The sequence below is a fragment of the Kribbella jiaozuonensis genome, from assembly GCF_005233875.1.
Lineage (GTDB): Bacteria > Actinomycetota > Actinomycetes > Propionibacteriales > Kribbellaceae > Kribbella > Kribbella jiaozuonensis.
Map to the genome: position 1 here is coordinate 60439 of NZ_SZPZ01000004.1, position 15627 is coordinate 76065.

19 protein-coding genes are annotated in these 15627 nt (G+C 68.8%); 7 read left to right on the forward strand and 12 right to left on the reverse strand.

The window, feature by feature from the left end; all coding sequences use genetic code 11:
- Nucleotides 1–9 precede the first annotated feature (9 nt).
- Nucleotides 10–855 (forward strand): DinB family protein, encoded by an 846-nt coding sequence (locus FDA38_RS26340; RefSeq protein WP_137256828.1) that lies wholly within the window; start codon nt 10–12, stop codon nt 853–855.
- On the opposite strand, the gene FDA38_RS26345 is transcribed toward FDA38_RS26340, so the two are convergent.
- Nucleotides 852–1670 (reverse strand): helix-turn-helix transcriptional regulator, encoded by an 819-nt coding sequence (locus FDA38_RS26345; RefSeq protein ID WP_137256829.1) that lies wholly within the window; start codon nt 1668–1670, stop codon nt 852–854. The genes FDA38_RS26340 and FDA38_RS26345 overlap by 4 nt on opposite strands.
- A gap of 70 nt (nt 1671–1740) precedes the next feature.
- Here FDA38_RS26345 and FDA38_RS26350 point away from each other — a divergent pair, with 70 nt between their 5' ends.
- Entirely contained in the window at nt 1741–2487 is a 747-nt protein-coding gene (locus FDA38_RS26350; RefSeq protein WP_137256830.1) for a phytanoyl-CoA dioxygenase family protein, read from the forward strand.
- A 40-nt stretch (nt 2488–2527) separates the two neighbouring features.
- On the opposite strand, the gene FDA38_RS26355 is transcribed toward FDA38_RS26350, so the two are convergent.
- The gene (locus FDA38_RS26355; RefSeq protein ID WP_137256831.1) at nt 2528–2944 is read right to left on the reverse strand and encodes a VOC family protein; all 417 of its coding nucleotides are present in this window, start codon (nt 2942–2944) and stop codon (nt 2528–2530) included.
- A 181-nt stretch (nt 2945–3125) separates the two neighbouring features.
- On the reverse strand, nt 3126–3800 hold the full coding sequence (locus tag FDA38_RS26360; protein WP_170989875.1) for a CGNR zinc finger domain-containing protein: 675 nt from the start codon (nt 3798–3800) through the stop codon (nt 3126–3128).
- Between the two features lie 49 nt (nt 3801–3849).
- Here FDA38_RS26360 and FDA38_RS26365 point away from each other — a divergent pair, with 49 nt between their 5' ends.
- Genes FDA38_RS26365 through FDA38_RS26375 form a run of 3 tightly spaced genes read left to right on the forward strand, consistent with a single transcriptional unit; the run spans nt 3850 to nt 7264 of the window.
- Nucleotides 3850–5058 (forward strand): MFS transporter, encoded by a 1209-nt coding sequence (locus FDA38_RS26365; RefSeq protein ID WP_170989876.1) that lies wholly within the window; start codon nt 3850–3852, stop codon nt 5056–5058.
- Nucleotides 5027–5767, forward strand: coding sequence for a fructosamine kinase family protein (locus FDA38_RS26370; RefSeq protein WP_137256834.1), 741 nt, complete (start codon nt 5027–5029; stop codon nt 5765–5767). The genes FDA38_RS26365 and FDA38_RS26370 overlap by 32 nt, the downstream gene beginning before the upstream one ends.
- 42 nt (nt 5768–5809) lie before the next feature.
- Nucleotides 5810–7264 carry a beta-N-acetylhexosaminidase gene (locus FDA38_RS26375; RefSeq protein ID WP_137256835.1) on the forward strand — a complete coding sequence of 485 codons (1455 nt, stop codon included), beginning with the start codon at nt 5810–5812 and terminating at the stop codon, nt 7262–7264.
- Here the strand turns inward: FDA38_RS26375 and FDA38_RS26380 are convergent.
- Nucleotides 7261–7536, reverse strand: coding sequence for a protealysin inhibitor emfourin (locus tag FDA38_RS26380; protein WP_137256836.1), 276 nt, complete (start codon nt 7534–7536; stop codon nt 7261–7263). The two genes, FDA38_RS26375 and FDA38_RS26380, sit on opposite strands and share 4 nt — an antisense overlap.
- 413 nt (nt 7537–7949) lie before the next feature.
- Here FDA38_RS26380 and FDA38_RS26385 point away from each other — a divergent pair, with 413 nt between their 5' ends.
- The gene (locus FDA38_RS26385; protein ID WP_134100749.1) at nt 7950–8153 is read left to right on the forward strand and encodes a cold-shock protein; all 204 of its coding nucleotides are present in this window, start codon (nt 7950–7952) and stop codon (nt 8151–8153) included.
- Between the two features lie 88 nt (nt 8154–8241).
- Nucleotides 8242–8730 (forward strand): DUF6328 family protein, encoded by a 489-nt coding sequence (locus tag FDA38_RS26390; RefSeq protein ID WP_137256837.1) that lies wholly within the window; start codon nt 8242–8244, stop codon nt 8728–8730.
- Here the strand turns inward: FDA38_RS26390 and FDA38_RS26395 are convergent.
- The 8 genes from FDA38_RS26395 to whiA all read right to left on the reverse strand — a co-directional run bounded on the left by FDA38_RS26395 (nt 8711) and on the right by whiA (nt 15545).
- Complete coding sequence (locus tag FDA38_RS26395; protein ID WP_137256838.1) at nt 8711–9565, reverse strand: LLM class flavin-dependent oxidoreductase; 855 nt, start codon at nt 9563–9565, stop codon at nt 8711–8713. The genes FDA38_RS26390 and FDA38_RS26395 overlap by 20 nt on opposite strands.
- Nucleotides 9566–9575: 10 nt before the next feature.
- Nucleotides 9576–10547, reverse strand: a complete 972-nt coding sequence (locus FDA38_RS26400; protein ID WP_137256839.1) for an SMP-30/gluconolactonase/LRE family protein — start codon at nt 10545–10547, stop codon at nt 9576–9578.
- A gap of 87 nt (nt 10548–10634) precedes the next feature.
- On the reverse strand, nt 10635–10994 hold the full coding sequence (locus tag FDA38_RS26405; protein ID WP_130385522.1) for an RNA polymerase-binding protein RbpA: 360 nt from the start codon (nt 10992–10994) through the stop codon (nt 10635–10637).
- Nucleotides 10995–11007: 13 nt separating this feature from the next.
- Nucleotides 11008–11241: a preprotein translocase subunit SecG gene (gene secG, locus FDA38_RS26410; protein WP_130448352.1), complete on the reverse strand. Its 234-nt coding sequence runs from the start codon at nt 11239–11241 to the stop codon at nt 11008–11010.
- Complete coding sequence (tpiA, locus tag FDA38_RS26415) at nt 11238–12050, reverse strand: triose-phosphate isomerase (RefSeq protein WP_137256840.1); 813 nt, start codon at nt 12048–12050, stop codon at nt 11238–11240. Before tpiA ends, secG begins: the two co-directional genes overlap by 4 nt.
- Before the next feature lie 5 nt (nt 12051–12055).
- Nucleotides 12056–13249, reverse strand: a complete 1194-nt coding sequence (locus tag FDA38_RS26420) for a phosphoglycerate kinase (protein WP_137256841.1) — start codon at nt 13247–13249, stop codon at nt 12056–12058.
- Between the two features lie 94 nt (nt 13250–13343).
- On the reverse strand, nt 13344–14351 hold the full coding sequence (gap, locus tag FDA38_RS26425; RefSeq protein WP_137256842.1) for a type I glyceraldehyde-3-phosphate dehydrogenase: 1008 nt from the start codon (nt 14349–14351) through the stop codon (nt 13344–13346).
- Between the two features lie 210 nt (nt 14352–14561).
- The gene (gene whiA / locus FDA38_RS26430) at nt 14562–15545 is read right to left on the reverse strand and encodes a DNA-binding protein WhiA (RefSeq protein WP_137256843.1); all 984 of its coding nucleotides are present in this window, start codon (nt 15543–15545) and stop codon (nt 14562–14564) included.
- Nucleotides 15546–15627: the final 82 nt, after the last annotated feature.

A 15627-nucleotide genomic window follows, 5' to 3' on the forward strand; every position in this document is an offset into this window, starting at 1 on the left:
GGTGGCCACATGACGACGCTTTCGCAAGATCTCCTCGACCTGTCCGACTTCGCTTGGCAGCGGCTGCGGGACCGGGTGGAGGGCCTGACCGACGACGAATACCTCTGGGAGCCGTTCGAGGGCTGCTGGTCGATCCGGAAGACCGAGACCGGGTACGTCGCCGACGGGAGCCCGTTCGCTCCGGAGCCGGCGCCGTTCACCACGCTGGCGTGGCGGATCACCCACATCGTCGACATCCTCCAGGAGGATCGCACCGCCACCTGGTTCGGTCACCAGCCTCTTGCCGAGGACGGCCAGCCGCCTGTACCGGCATCCGCGGCTGACGCTCTGGCCGCCCTGGATCACGCGTACGCCGTCTGGCGTGGACGCCTCGCCGCACTCAGCCCCGAGGACCTCGCCCGGCCGATGGGCGAGGTCGCGGGACCGTACGCCGAGCACGCGGGCAGCTCGTTCGCCCTGCACATCCTCGATGAGCTCATCCACCACGGCGCCGAGGTCGGCACGGTCCGCGACTTCTACCGCGGAGTACGTGCCGAGGACCCGTTCGCGGACGCCCTCGCCGGCGAGGTCACACCGGCCGAGCGCCCGGCGCTGCTCGCCGAGGCAGCGGCGGCGCGGCGGTGGGAGGTCGTGCCTCAGTTGGCCGGCCTGGGCTTCGGCATCAGCGAGCGAACCAAGAGCGGGGCCACCGCCGCGCATGTGGCGGCCGGGACCGGCGAGCTGGATTCGCTGCGATTCCTCGTCGAGCACGGCGCGGATCTGACGTTGACCGATCCGCGGTTCGGCGCCGACGTACTCGGCTGGGCGAACTGGGGTCAGCAGGCGGACGTCGTCGCGTACCTGGAATCGCTCTAGGGCACGAACGCGCGCTGCGAGCGGCGGCGGAAGTCGCGGGGCGGGAGGTCGTGCGCCGCGGTGAACGTGCGGGTGAAGTACGACTGGCTGGTGAAGCCGCAGCGGGTGGCGATCGCGGCGATCGAGGTGTTGGTTGCCGCCAGCAAGGATGCGGCGTGTTCGAGGCGGAGGTCGGTGACGAAGGCGGTCGGCGTCACGCCGTACGAAGTGCGCATCGAGCGGGACAGGTGGGCGGGGCTGACGCCGGCGAGTTCGAGCAGCCGGGGTACACCGCCGCGGAGGTTCTGCTCGGCGCGCATCGCAGTACATGCTCGCGCCAGCCAGTCCGGCACGCCGGGGGCTGCGGTGTCGACCGGTGCGAGGAGTTCCATCAGGTCGATCCAGAAGCGGACCAGGTCGTAGGAGCTCGGGTTGTCCTGGAAGCGGGTCAAAGCCTGTTCGAAGACGGCGATCGCGGCCGGTTGGTGGAACGTGATCGGGCCGCGGGACGACCACGTCACGGTCCGGGTCAGGTCGAGGAAGCCTTGCCAGATCGAGCTCGGGAAGGCGACGTTGACGAACTCGAGTCCGTCGGGCGTCGAGCCGCGGACCGCGTGCCGGTCGCTCGGCCGGACCAGGACCACGTCACCCGGGCGGAGCTGCTCGACGCCGGTGGTCAGCAGGTGTTCGCCGCTGCCCGACACGACGCCCATGAACTCGTGGAAGTCCGCGTGGGTGTGCAGTTCGGTGTCGCGGGAGCGGGCCGGGATCCGCACCCGCGCCGCGTGGTACGGCCGCCCGAACGCGTGCGCCTCGAACCGCAGTACCTGACTCACGTCAACACAGTACAAATTCTCGTCAGACCATTGCTAGTACGCCGGTTCGCCCGGACCGCACGCTGGAGACATGTTCGAAACAGACGGCTACGTCATCTTCCGCGACGTCATCGACCAAGAGCTGATCAAGGAAGTGAACGATCATGTCGAATGGCTGCAGGCCCGGCATCCCGACGTACGGCCCGAGCAACTCGGGCATGTGTATCTGCGCGACGACCCGTTCTGGGTGCGGTTGGTCAGCGACGACCGGCTCGTCGACATCGCCCAGCAGTTCGTCGGGCCGGACATCGCGCTGTTCGCCTCCCACTACATCTCCAAGCCGCCGTACTCCGGACAGCCCGTGCTGTGGCACCAGGACGCGGCGTTCTGGCCGCTCGATCCGATGGAGGTCGTGACGCTCTGGCTGGCCGTCGACCACTCGACGCCGGAGAACGGATGCGTACGGGTCATCCCGGGGAGCCACCTGTCCGGGGTGGAGGGGATGCGCGACAACACCGACGTCGAGAGTGTGCTCGGCAAGGAGATCGCGGTCGAGGTCGACGAGGCCCAGGCGGTCGACATGGTGCTGGCGCCCGGCGACGTCGAGGTCCACCACCCGAACATCGTTCACGGCAGCAACGCGAACACGTCGCCGAACCGGCGCTGCGGGCTGACGATCCGCTACATCCCGACGTCGACGCGGATCACCGACGCGGAGACGCCGTACCCGAGCGCCTTCCATCTGCGCGGCGAGCCGGGGGTGAACAGCTACCAGCCGCGGCCGAAGTACGACGAGAGGCGCCACTTCCCGTTCACGGGTAGCAGCGCCTGGTCCTGAACATGCGAAGGCCCGCCGGCTGGGGCGGGCCTTCGACGGGTTATTCGAGGCAGATCCGGAACGGGTGGCCCGCCGGGTCGGCGTAGATCCGCCAGCCACGCGCGTTCTCCGCGGGCGGCGGGTCCAGGGGGTCGAGCGGCTCGGCGCCGAGGGCGACCACGGTCGCGTGACCGCTCGAGAGGTCCTCGACGATGAGGTCGAGATGGAGATCTTGCGCGTCGGTGCCGGGCCAGGTGGCCGGCACGTACTGCTCCGAGCGCCGGAAGGCCAGCGTCGAGAACCCGAGCGACGAGCCGGGGCCGGTCAGGCTCCGCCAGTCGTCGTCACCGTTCTCGTCGATGTCCAGCCCCAGCAGCGCCGAGTAGAACTGGGCGAGCTCGAGCGGGTCCGGGCAATCCAGCACCACCGAGCCGAGCCGCCCGGCAGTACTGCCCGGCTGCTCTGCCACCTGCGTCATCTGTCCTCCACAATCTGTTGCGTCAGCCTGCTTCCCGGTACGGGGCAGGCCCGGCCAGGTCCCTCTGGTCGGAAGGCCCGGCCGCCTACGATGACAGGTCGAGGGGACAATTCGCACCTTTCGACACGCGTTCTCGACCAGTGAGCCGATCGCTGACAGTGAAGGTTCGCTCTCGCTACCACTAAGACTGCGGTACGGCGGTAGCGCGGCGGCGCTCCCCCAGCTTGCGGATCTTCGCCCGCGTCCCGCAGTCCTCCATCGCGCACCAACGGCGGGAACCGTTCCGGCTGCGGTCCAGGAACAGCCAGCCGCAGCCGCCGTCGTCGACCGGACAGGCGCGCAACTGCCGCAGCTCGACCGTCCGCACCAGCTCGACCGCCGCGACCACCAGGCGGTCCGGGATGAGCTGCGCCGGCGACGTACCGACGACCAGCTCCGCGACGCCGCGCTCCCGGTCCGCGCCGGGGATCAGCATCGAGCGGGCAGCGGCCGCGGACCAGCGCAACATCAAGCGCTCGAAGGCGGATCCCTGGCTGCGCTTGACTCCGTCTATCGCGACGACGGCACCAGCTGCACGCGGCGCGAGCACGTCGTACGTCGCCTCGCGGATCTCCAACGTCGCACCGAGTGCCTTCGCGGCCAGCTCCGGGGCCGAGCGCCAGGTGCCCTCGATCGCGCTGTGATCGCGCAGGTCGATCAGCCCGATCCGGCGACTCCAGTCGAGCAATTCGGCCGGCGAGGTGAGGTAATCGTGCTCCGCAGCGCCGTCTCGCAGCCGCGGAGTGACCGTGTTCACCAGATCGAGGGCAGGATGGCCGCCCACGATGCGAAATTCCGCATGAGAACTGTCGGTCATGGATGAGAAGCTACCAGCATCACACCTTTTACCGGGATCAGGTGACCTCATGCCCCTCTCGTCCCGCCGAGCCACCGCCGCACTGGTGTTCCTCGGCGTCTCGACGTTCTCCTTCGTCACCATCGAGGTGCTGCCGATCGGGCTGCTGACCGTGATGGCCGACGATCTCGGCCGGTCGCGCTCCCAGATCGGCCTCCTCGTCACCGGGTACGCCGCCGTCGTCGTGCTCGCCTCCATCCCGCTGGCCCGGCTGACCACCCATCTCCCCCGCCGGCTGGTGCTCGGCGGCACGCTCGCCGTCCTCACGGTCGCCACGGCGCTCTCGGCCGCGGCCCCGACGTACGAGGTGCTGTTCGGTGGGCGGCTGGTGATCGCGATCTCGCAGGCGCTGTTCTGGTCGATCGCGCCGCCGATCGCGACCAGCCTGTTCCCGCCGGAGCTCCGCGGCCGGGTGGTCGCGCGACTCGCGATCGGGACGGCGTTGGCGCCGATCCTCGGGATCCCGTTCGGCACGTGGCTCGGCGAGCAGGCCGGCTGGCGGGTCCCGTTCGTGGTGATGGCCGTGCTCGGCGCGGTTGCCTGCATCGGGGTCGTGACGCTGCTGCCGCGCACCGAGGTCCAGGACAGTCCGTCGCGTCGCGGCAGCGCCCCGGACCTCCGCGGGTACGTCGTGCTGCTCGTCGCCGCCTCGATCGGAGTCACCGGCTTCCTGACGTTCAACACCTACGTCACGCCGTTCCTGCTGGACATCACCGGCTTCTCGTCCGACGCGCTCGGTCCGATGCTGCTGGCCAGCGGCGCGGGCGGATTCGCCGGCACGCTCATCGCCGGCCGGGTGCTCGATCGGTACCCGTGGGGTGCGGTCGTCATCCCGTACGGCGTCCTGACCGTCGGGTTGATCGGGGTGTTCGCTCTCGGAGAGCTGAAGGTGGCGACGGTCGCGCTGATCGCGCTGATCGGGCTGTCGTTCAGCGGGCTCGCGGTAGCGGTGCAGAGCCGGACGCTGCAGATCGCTCCCGGCAGCACCGACATCGCGTCGGCCGGAGCCAGCTCGGCGTTCAACGTCGGCATCGCCGCCGGTGCGTTCGTCGGCGGCGCGCTGATCGACCACACGACGGTCCGCAGTGTCGCGCTCGCCGGTGGCCTGCTGACCGCGATCGCAGCGCTCGTGATGCTGTGCGAGCCGTGGCTGGCCCGCCGGCGGCCGTTGATGGAAGAGTCCGACCATGACCGCAGGGTTTGTGAAGAGCTGGCCTGACGCGCCACCACGCTTCTTCGCCGTCGAAGCAGCGGGCCTGCGCTGGCTCGCCGTACCGGGCGGCGTGCCGGTGGCCGAGCCGCTCGACGTCTCCCCCACGCAGCTGACGACGACAATGCTGCAGACGACCCCGCCGACCGATGCCTTGGCCGAGGACTTCGGTCGACGGCTGGCAGTTACCCACGACGCCGGCGCGCGGCACTACGGCGTACCGCCGGATCGGTGGAACGGCGACGGCTACATCGGCACGATCGCGCTACCGCACGCAGCCGAGCCGATGACGTCGTGGGGCGAGTTCTACGCCAACCTGCGGCTGCGGCCGTATCTGCGGGCTGCAGGCGTCCACCTGGACGTCTTCGAGCGGCTCTGCGGCCGGCTGGAAGCGGGTGTGTACGACGACGTGTCCGACGGACCGTCGCGGATCCACGGCGACCTGTGGTCGGGCAACGTGCTGTGGACGGCGGCCGGAGTACATCTGATCGACCCGGCCGCGCATGGCGGACACCGGGAGACCGACCTCGCGATGCTCGGCCTCTTCGGGTTGCCGAAGCTCGAGCGGGTGCTGCGGGCGTACGACGAGGTGCACCCGCTCGCGGACGGCTGGCGGGATCGGATCAGGCTGCATCAGCTGCATCCGTTGCTGGTCCACGTGGTGCTGTTCGGCGGGGGCTATCTGGCGCAGGCGACGGCTCTTGCCAAGAAGTTTTGAAGGGACTTGACGAATAATGTGGGGACGCCAACACTTTCGATCATGATTCCGCAGCCCACGGCCCAGCAGGCGCTGGCCGATGAGACGTTCCTGCTGGCGGCCGACGCCACGATCGGCCTCGACGACCCCTCAGCCCAGCTGATCGCCGACCGGTTCGCGGCGCAGCTCCGGCGCTCCACCGGGTACGACCTGCCGGTGCGGGACGGGACCGGCACGATCACGCTGTCCGTCAACGGCCCGGAGTCGTTGGGGGCTGAAGGCTACGAACTCCGCGCGGACGCGTCCGGCGTCACGATCACCGCAGCCACCGCCGAGGGCCTGTTCCGCGGCGTCACCACGCTTCGCCAGCTCCTGCCCGCCAAGGCCGAGGCAGACAGCCAGCAGGACGGCCCGTGGGAGATCGCCGGTACGACGATCTCCGACTCCCCGCGGTACGAGTACCGCGGGATGATGCTCGACGTCTCCCGGCACTTCTTCACCGTCGACCAGGTCAAGCGCGTCATCGACCTGCTCTCGCTCTACAAGATCAACCGCCTGCACCTGCACCTGTCCGACGACCAGGGCTGGCGGATCCAGGTGGACTCCTGGCCGAACCTCACCGCGCACGGCGGCAGCCTGCAGGTCGGCGGCGGCGAAGGCGGCTCGTACAGCAAGGCGGAGTACGCCGACCTCGTCCAGTACGCCGCGGAGCACTACATCACCGTCGTCCCGGAGATCGACACACCTGGCCACACGAACGCCGCGCTGGCGTCGTACGCCGAACTGAACAAGGGCGACCAGGCGCCGGAGCTGTACACCGAGACCGAGGTGGGCTTCAGCTCGTTCGCGATCGACAAGGACGTCACGTACGCGTTCCTGGACGACGTGTTCCGCGAGGTGGCCGAGCAGACACCCGGCGAGCTCCTGCACCTCGGCGGGGACGAGGCGCACTCGACCGAGCACACCGACTACCTGACGTTCGTGGCCAAGGCGACCGAGCTGGTCGTCAAGAACGGCAAGCGGGTGATGGGGTGGCACGAGATCGCTGACGGACCGCTGCCGGCCGACACCGTCGTGCAGTACTGGGGTACCGAGGACCCCAAGGCCCAGGTGCTGGCGCAGAAGGCGGTGGAGCAGGGCGCGTCGCTGGTGCTCTCCCCCGCCAACCGGGCCTACCTGGATATGAAGTACGACGCCAGCACGGAGCTGGGCCTCGACTGGGCCGGACTGGTCAGCGTGGAGCAGTCCTACAGCTGGAACCCGGCCACGCTGGTCCCAGGTGTGCCGGCGAGTGCGATCATCGGCGTCGAGGCGCCACTGTGGACCGAGACCGTCGACGACGTGAGCAAGATCGAGTACCTGGTCTTCCCACGGTTGCCGGGCATCGCCGAGCTCGGCTGGTCGCAGGAGTCCGCGCTCGACTGGACGGCGTACCGCGACCGGCTGGCCGAGCAGGGTCCGCGCTGGGAGGTGCTCGGGGTCAACTTCTACCGGGCGCCGGAGATCGACTGGCGCTAACTGCGGAGGATCCGGTCGAGCAGCCAGGCAGTGGTGGCGTCCACATCCTGCTCGGCCACGGTGTGCTGCGTGGCGTCCTGGTCCTGGGCGTCACGCACCGCCAGCCGGTACACGTACCGGTCCGGCTGCGGCCGGCCGGAACCCAGGTCCTTGGCGCCGAGCGCGCGGACCGCGTCCTCGAGCTCGGCAGCGTCGGGTTCACCGCTGGTGTCCAACTCGCCGTGCTTGGTCAGCCCGGCGAATCCCCCGCTGCGGGTCACTGTCACGATCACGGTCGCCTCCTCCTCGCAGTACTGCACATGCCCGCGCGACACGCCGGGACGAACGATCAGAAAAATGCGCCCGCTACCCGGCGTGCCGGGCAATTGTCCTTCGTTGCCATCGTCCCGCACCCGCCGCCCGCTGCGAACCAGCAGGTCGGCGCGGGATTTGGGGTTCCGGAGCGGCTCCTGGAACCCCGCACAGGACCGACCACGTAGCGTAACGGCCCCTGACAATCAGCGACACGTGTTTGTGGTCACCCCTACCATCAGGCCGCAGAACGGCTACAGTTATGGCGTTGCAGTTTTGGACTCCCTGACTTTGCTGTGCTGCATGGCCGGTCTGTCGTCTGGGGCCTTTCGGCGACGCGTGATCCATGAGGTGTGGTTCACGGATTGTTATAAGCCATCGAGGAGATAGACAAATGGCTGTCGGTACTGTCAAGTGGTTCAACGCTGACAAGGGCTTCGGCTTCATCACCCCGGATGACGGTGGCGCGGACGTGTTCGCGCACTACTCGGCCATCCAGATGTCGGGCTTCCGCTCGCTGGACGAGAACCAGCGGGTCGAGTTCGAGATCACCCAGGGCCAGAAGGGGCTGCAGGCGGAGAACATCCGCGCGATCTGAGCAGTCGGATCACCCTTTCTTGAACCAGTAGAAGGGCCGTACACCGAATGGTGTGCGGCCCTTCCGCCTTTCCCGGTCTAATAGGACTGTGACCGACAGCCCGCCGTACAGCCGACCGGACGAGGACCCCGGTGAACGGCTCGACCGGCAATGGAACGAACTGCTCCAGGAACTCCGCCTGGCGCAGACCGGAACGCAGATCCTGTTCGCGTTCCTGCTCAGCATTGCCTTCCAGAACCGTTTCCAGGACGCCGACAGCTTCACCCACGACGTGTACGCCGTCACGCTGATCGCGTCCGCGCTGGCCGTCGGCCTGTTCCTCGCGCCGGTGTCGTTCCACCGCATCATCTACCGGCAGAAGCTCCGCGACCGGATGCTCCCGATCGCCAACCGGATGACCATCGCCGGCATGCTCTTCCTGGTCGTGGCCATCGCCGGCGGCGTCCTGCTCGCCGCGGACGTCGTCCTCTCCCGCCCGGTCGCGATCATTGTGGACGCCGTCGTGCTGCTGCTGTTCGCCGTCTTCTGGTACGTCGTTCCCGCGTGGGTCCGCCGGACTAACGCAGACGAGGAATGACCTCGGTCGCGATCTGCTCGAGCACGTCCTCGGAGCCTTCGTAGACGCCCTCTGCCCGCGGCCAGTGGGTGATGAGGTCGGTGAAGCCGAGAGCGGCTGCTCGGGTCGCGATCTCCTCGAAGGCGGCCGGGCTCGAGACGGCGTACTGCGCGCTGTCCATCGACAGGTAGCGGTCGAGGTGGCGGCCTTCGAGGTGGTCGTCGAGGCGGTGGCTGAGGTCGGCCAGGGAGGCGAACCAGGTGTCGAGGCTCGTCCTGTCGCCGCCGGTCGTCATCCAGCCGTCGCCGTGCTGGGCGGCGAAGCGGACCGAGCGCGGGCCGTTGCCGGCCAGGACGAACGGGACCCGCGGTTGCTGGATGCAGCCGGGCAGCGTGCGGCCGTTGCGTGTCTCGTAGTACTCGCCCTTGAAGTCGACGCCGTCGGTCGTCAGCAGGGTGTCCAGGAGTTTCACGAACTCCTCGTACCGGTCCTGCCGCTGCCGCGGAGTGAGGTCCGGGCCGCCCTGGATGGTCGCGTCCAGGCTGCCGCCGGCGCCGATCCCGCAGATGAAGCGACCGTCGGAGACGTCGTCGATCGCGAGGATGTCGCGGGTCAGCGCCAACGGATGCCGGAAGTTCGGCGACGTCACGAACGTCCCGAGCTTGATCGTCGAGGTGACCGTCGCGGCCGCCGTCAGGGTCGGCGTCGTCCCGTACCACGGTGAGTCCTGGAGACCGCTCCAGGTCAGGTGGTCGTAGATCCACGCGTGGTCGAAGCCGTACTCTTCCGCCTGCCGCCACCGCCGCGCGGCGTCCTGCCAGCGGTACTCCGGCAGGATCGCGATTCCGAAACGCATGACCGCCACACTAAGGCGTCGGGAACGTGGCCAGCGAGCTGGTGCCGATGCTGCCCAGCCAGACCTTCCCGTCGCGCTCGCGGACCCCGGTCGGCATGTGGAAGCCGGGGTGCTTCGCACGCAGATCGTGGACCAGCGCGCCGGTCTCGTCGTACGCCTGGATCTCGATGATGTCCGCGGCCTTCGGCTTCAACGCATCCGGGAGCGCCCAGACGATCTTGCGCAGGACCGGCGGCTTCGGCAGCAGGAAGTCGAGTACGGCGTTGCGCGGCGAGCCGACCGCGACCCAGATCAGCCCGTCCGACCCGCGCGCGATGTTGTCCGGCAGGCCCGGGACCGACGCGATCTGCACGGGCTCGGCGCCCTCGGTCGTCAGGTCCAGCTTGTAGAGGCCGTACGTCGCCGTCTCGGCCCAGAAGAGACTCTGGCGATCGCTGCTGAGCGCCACGCCGTTCGGGAAGGCGCGGCCGGTCGCCAGGCGGGTCAGCTCACCGTCCGGGGTACGGCGGTACACGCTGCCGGTCGAGGAATGCTCCAGCAGGTCGGCCATCCACTCGTCGATGCCGAACCGGGTCGAGGAGTCGGTGAAGTAGATCGTGCCGTCCTCGGTGACGTCCGCGTTGTTGCAGAACCGCATCGGGCGGCCGTCGATCTCGGCCAGCAGGGTCGCGATCCGGTTGTCCTTGTCGAGCGTCAGCAGGCCGCGGTTCGCGTCGCAGATCAGCACCTTGCCGTCGGGCAGCCATTCGAGGCCGAGCGGCCGGCCGCCGGTGTCGGCGAGGGTGCTGATGGTCTTCCCGTCCGCGCTGACGCGCAGGATGCGGCCGTCGTACAGGCCGGTGAGCACGCTGCCGTCGTCGTCGATCAGCGTGTCCTCGGGACCGGCGCCGGGCAGCGCGACCACGTCCACGTCGACGTTCTTCGGGTGCCGCACCGGCGGAGCGGGCGGCGGGGTCCAGCGCAGCGGCGCGATCGACGTCATGCCGCAGACCTTAGCGCGGTGCATCGATCCACTCACACAACGCCACAGCCCGGACCGATCCTCGGTCCGGGCTGAAACGACGTACGTCTAGAAGATGACCTCGCCGCGAGCACGACGGGCGCGCAGCTTCTCGAGCGCCTCGTCCAGGATCTCCTGGGCCTCCTGCTCGGAGCGGCGCTCCTTCACATAGGCCAGGTGCGTCTTGTAGGGCTCGATCTTCGGCGGCGGGGGCGGGTTGTTCACATCGGTGCTGGTCGGAAGACCGCACCGCGGACAGTCCCACTCCTCCGGGATCGACGCCTCGACCGCGAACCAGGTCGCGGTCTCGTGCCCGTTCGCACAGAAGAAGACGATGCGCTGCCGGGGCGCGGTGTCGCCGCGCTCCGCCTCGCCCATCGGCCCGGCACCGACCCGGCTGCCACGAATCGCACTGCCACCACCAGCCACGGGAACCGACCCCTCAGCCGAGCTTGTAGAGCAGGCCGACCGCGACGATGCTGGCGAACCAGATCAGACCGACACCGATCGTGATCCGGTCCAGGTTCCGCTCCGCGACCGACGAGCCGCCCAGGCTGGACGACACACCGCCACCGAACAGGTCCGAGAGGCCGCCACCGCGGCCTTTGTGCAGCAGTACGAGCAGCGTGAGGAACAGGCTGCAGACGATCACAACGATCGAGAAAGCGAGAATCACGAGGAGTAGCCTAACTGAAGGTCCAGGTAACGGCAGATGCCGGCGAACTCGTCCACCTGAAGGCTCGCACCTCCGACCAGGCAGCCGTCGACATCCGGTTGGGCCATGATGCCACCTGCACTGGCCATCTTCACCGATCCACCGTAAAGAATCCGTACCGAGTCGGCGACCGAGGGTGAGATCGACTCCTCCAGCCGGCCACGGATCGCGGCGATGACCTCCTGCGCGTCCTCCGGCGTCGCCACCTCGCCGGTGCCGATCGCCCAGACCGGCTCGTAGGCGATGACGAGCTTGCGGACGTCGTCCTGCTTCAGCCCGGCGAGTGCGGCGTCGACCTGGCCGAGGCAGTGGTCGACGTGCCCGTCGGCCTTGCGGACCTCCAGGCCCTCGCCGACACACACGATCGGGATCAGCCCGGCCTCGAGCGCCTTGGCGGTCTTCGCGTTGACCAGCTCGTCGGACTCGTGGTGGTACTGCCGGCGCTCGGAGTGGCCGGTGAGCACGTACGTGCAGCCCAACTTGCTCAGCATCGCGGCGGAGATCTCGCCGGTGTACGCGCCGGCGTCGTGCGTGGACACGTCCTGGGCGCCGTACTTGATCTTCATCCGGTCGCCGTCGACCAGCGTCTGCACGCTGCGGATGTCGGTGAACGGCGGTAGCACGGCCACCTCGACCCGCTCGAAGTCGTGCTTCTTGTCCTGCAGCGTCCACGACAGCTTCTGCAGCAGGTGCACGGCCTCGACGTGGTTGAGGTTCATCTTCCAGTTGCCCGCCATCAACGGCGTCCGGGCAGCTGTGGTGTCAGCCATGTGGGTCAGTCCTCTTCCAGTACGGCGAGCCCCGGGAGCTCCTTGCCCTCCAGGTATTCGAGCGACGCCCCACCACCGGTGGAGATGTGCCCGAACTGCTCGTCGGCGAAGCCTAGCTGCCGTACGGCGGCCGCGGAGTCACCGCCACCGACGACGCTCAGCCCGTCCACCTCGGTCAACGCCTGCGCGACGGCCTTCGTTCCGCCGGCGAACGGCGCCATCTCGAAGACACCCATCGGGCCGTTCCAGAACACGGTCCTCGCGCCGGCGATCTCGGCGGCGAACGCCTTACCGGAGTCCGGGCCGATGTCGAGGCCGAGCTGGTCGGCCGGGATCGCGTCGGCCGCGACCACGGTGGCCGGCGAGTCGGCCTTGAACTCGGGCGCGACCACGATGTCGGTCGGCAGCACGATCTTGTCGCCGGCCTCCTTCAGGTACCCGCGGACGACGTCCAGCTGGTCTTCCTCGAGCAGGCTCTTGCCGACCTCGTGGCCCTGCGCCTTCAGGAACGTGAAGACCATGCCGCCGCCGATCAGCAGCTTGTCGGCCTTGGCCAGCAGGTTGTCGATCACCGCGAGCTTGTCCGACACCTTCGCGCCGCCGAGTACGACGACGTACGGACGGGCCGGGTCCTCGGTCAGCTTCTTCAGCACCTCGACCTCGGCGAGCACGAGCCCGCCGGCCGCGTGCGGGAGCTTGCGGGCGACGTCGTACACGCTGGCCTGCTTGCGGTGGACGACGCCGAAGCCGTCGCTGACGAAAACGTCGGCCAGGGCTGCGAGCTCATCGGCCAGCTCGCCGCGCTGGGCCTCGTCCTTGCTCTCCTCGCGCGGGTCGCAGCGCACGTTCTCGAGCAGCAGGACCTCGCCCTCGTCCAGCTCCTGGACGGCCTCCTGCGCGCTCTCGCCGGTGACGTCGGTCGCGAAGTGCACGGTGATGCCCTCGGGCTGCAGCAGCTCCTCGAGCCGCTTGGCCACCGGGCCCAACGTGTACGCCGGGTTCGGCTCGCCCTTCGGACGGCCGAGGTGCGCGGTGACGATCACCTTCGCGCCGGCCTTGGCCAGCTTGATCAGGGTCGGCAGCGAGGCGCGGATGCGGCCGTCGTCGCCGATCACCTCGTCCTTGATCGGCACGTTCAGGTCCGACCGGACCAGCACCCGCTGGCCCGCCAGGTCGCCGAGGTCTTCGATGGTCTTCACGGTTCAGCTTCCTCGAGATCAGGGATGAGCCCGCGTCCGGGAGACACCAGGTCGGCCGGACGCAGGCTGCGATGTGTGAAGGTTCAGGCCTGCGTCAGAGCGAGGCGCCGACGTGCTTGACCAGGTCGACGAGGCGGTTGGAGTAGCCCCACTCGTTGTCGTACCAGCCGACGACCTTGACCTGGTTGCCGATCACCTTGGTCAGGCCGGCGTCGAAGATGCAGGAGGCCGGGTCGGTGACGATGTCGGTGGAGACGATCTCGTCCTCGGTGTAGGTCAGGTACCCCTTCAGCGAGCCCTCGGCCGCGGCGGCCTTGTAGGCCTCCTTGACCTCGTCGACGGTGACCTCGCGGCCGACGGTGACGGTCAGGTCGGTGGCCGAGCCGGTCGGCACCGGGACGCGCAGCGCGTAACCGTCCAGCTTGCCCTTGAGCTCCGGCAGCACCAGGCCGATCGCCTTCGCGGCGCCGGTCGAGGTCGGCACGATGTTCAGCGCGGCGGCGCGGGCGCGGCGCAGGTCCTTGTGCGGGCCGTCCTGCAGGTTCTGGTCCTGGGTGTACGCGTGGATCGTGGTCATCAGACCCTTCTCGATCGTGAACGCGTCGTTCAGAACCTTGGCCAGCGGGGCGATGCAGTTCGTGGTGCAGGACGCGTTCGAGATCACGGTGTGCTTCTCGGCGTCGTACAGCTCGTGGTTCACGCCCATCACGACGGTCAGGTCCTCGTTCTTCGCCGGGGCGGAGATGATGACCTTCTTGGCGCCGTTGTCGGCGTGGGTCTTGGCCTTGGTGGCGTCGGTGAAGAAGCCGGTCGACTCGATCACCACGTCGGCGCCCACGTCGGACCACTTCAGGTTGGCCGGGTCGCGCTCGGCGAACGCCTTGAAGCTCTTGCCGCTGACGGTGATGTCGTCGTCGGTCGCGGAGACCTCGCCGGGGAAGCGGCCCAGGATCGAGTCGTACTTCAGCAGGTGAGCGAGGGTCTGGTTGTCGGTCAAGTCGTTGACGGCGACGACCTCGATGTCGGCACCGGACGCCTGCACGGCGCGGAAGAAGTTACGGCCGATCCGGCCGAAGCCGTTGATACCTACGCGTACGGTCACGGGACTGCGTCTCCTCAGATCTGGCGTTCGAGCACTGCCCTACAGCCCGAACATTAGCCCAACAGCCCACCTGGCCAACTGGTAGCGTCCACATCAGACCACCATGACCCGCGGGTAGCCTCCCGAGCAGACCACCCTGACGCACAACTGCCCCGGAAACCTTCCGGGGCAGTGTGTTGAATACCAGTTGACCAGCTGGTGACGTAAAGATCAGGCCGGGTCGAGCATCTCCGGGGTCAGGTTGGCCTCGGTGTTGGGGACGCCCAGGTCGGCGGCGCGCTTGTCGGCCATCGCGAGCAGGCGGCGGATGCGGCCGGCTACGGCGTCCTTGGTGAGGGCCGGCTCGTGCAGCTGGCCGAGCTCTTCGAGGCTGGCCTGCTTGTGCTCGAGGCGGAGCTTGCCCGCGACCTGCAGATGGTCCGGTACGTCGTCGCCGAGGATCTCCAGCGCGCGCTCGACCCGCGCGCCCGCCGCCACCGCAGCGCGGGCGGACCGGCGCAGGTTCGCGTCGTCGAAGTTCGCCAGCCGGTTCGCGGTCGCGCGGACCTCGCGCCGCATCCGGCGCTCCTCCCACGCGAGCACGGACTCGTGCGCGCCGAGCCGGGTCAGCAGTGCGCCGATCGCGTCACCGTCGCGGATCACCACGCGGTCGACGTTCCGCACCTCGCGGGCCTTCGAACCGATGCCGAGCCGTCGGGCCGCACCGACCAGCGCCAGCGCCGCCTCCGGGCCGGGGCAGGTCACCTCGAGCGACGACGAACGGCCGGGCTCGGTCAGCGAGCCGTGCGCGAGGAACGCACCGCGCCAAGCCGCAACGGCGTCACACGAAGCACCCGACACGACCGCCGGCGGAAGACCGCGCACCGGCCGGCCACGGTTGTCGACCAGCCCGGTCTGCCGCGCCAGCGCGTCACCGTCGCGGACCACGCGGACGACGTACTTCGTCTGCTTGCGGATGCCGGACGGGGAGATCACCACCACGTCCGACGGGTGCCCGAAGATCTCGGCGATGTCCTTGCGCAGCCGCCGGGCCGCGGCGCCGCTGTCCAGCTCGGCCTCCACGACGATCCGTCCGGACACCAGGTGCAGCCCGCCCGCGAACCGCAGGATCGACGAGACCTCGGCCTTGCGGCAACACGGTTTCGTCACCTGAATACTGGTCAGCTCGGACTTCACCTGTGCTGTCATCGCCATGAAGGCCATCCTCCCACCCATGTCAAAGACCCTTGGACCACCAACGCCTGTCGGCCCGCGCGGTTACGGCCGCTGCAACCTT

Excerpts from the sequence above, each read along its gene's own strand:
- FDA38_RS26340 (WP_137256828.1), top strand. The coding sequence starts at position 10 with ATGACGACGCTTTCGCAAGATCTCCTCGACCTGTCCGACTTCGCTTGG.
- FDA38_RS26350 (WP_137256830.1), top strand. The coding sequence starts at position 1,741 with ATGTTCGAAACAGACGGCTACGTCATCTTCCGCGACGTCATCGACCAA.
- FDA38_RS26355 (WP_137256831.1), bottom strand. The coding sequence starts at position 2,944 with ATGACGCAGGTGGCAGAGCAGCCGGGCAGTACTGCCGGGCGGCTCGGC.
- FDA38_RS26360 (WP_170989875.1), bottom strand. The coding sequence starts at position 3,800 with ATGACCGACAGTTCTCATGCGGAATTTCGCATCGTGGGCGGCCATCCT.
- FDA38_RS26365 (WP_170989876.1), top strand. The coding sequence starts at position 3,850 with ATGCCCCTCTCGTCCCGCCGAGCCACCGCCGCACTGGTGTTCCTCGGC.
- FDA38_RS26370 (WP_137256834.1), top strand. The coding sequence starts at position 5,027 with ATGACCGCAGGGTTTGTGAAGAGCTGGCCTGACGCGCCACCACGCTTC.
- FDA38_RS26375 (WP_137256835.1), top strand. The coding sequence starts at position 5,810 with ATGATTCCGCAGCCCACGGCCCAGCAGGCGCTGGCCGATGAGACGTTC.
- FDA38_RS26385 (WP_134100749.1), top strand. The coding sequence starts at position 7,950 with ATGGCTGTCGGTACTGTCAAGTGGTTCAACGCTGACAAGGGCTTCGGC.
- FDA38_RS26395 (WP_137256838.1), bottom strand. The coding sequence starts at position 9,565 with ATGCGTTTCGGAATCGCGATCCTGCCGGAGTACCGCTGGCAGGACGCC.
- FDA38_RS26400 (WP_137256839.1), bottom strand. The coding sequence starts at position 10,547 with ATGACGTCGATCGCGCCGCTGCGCTGGACCCCGCCGCCCGCTCCGCCG.
- tpiA (WP_137256840.1), bottom strand. The coding sequence starts at position 12,050 with ATGGCTGACACCACAGCTGCCCGGACGCCGTTGATGGCGGGCAACTGG.
- whiA (WP_137256843.1), bottom strand. The coding sequence starts at position 15,545 with ATGGCGATGACAGCACAGGTGAAGTCCGAGCTGACCAGTATTCAGGTG.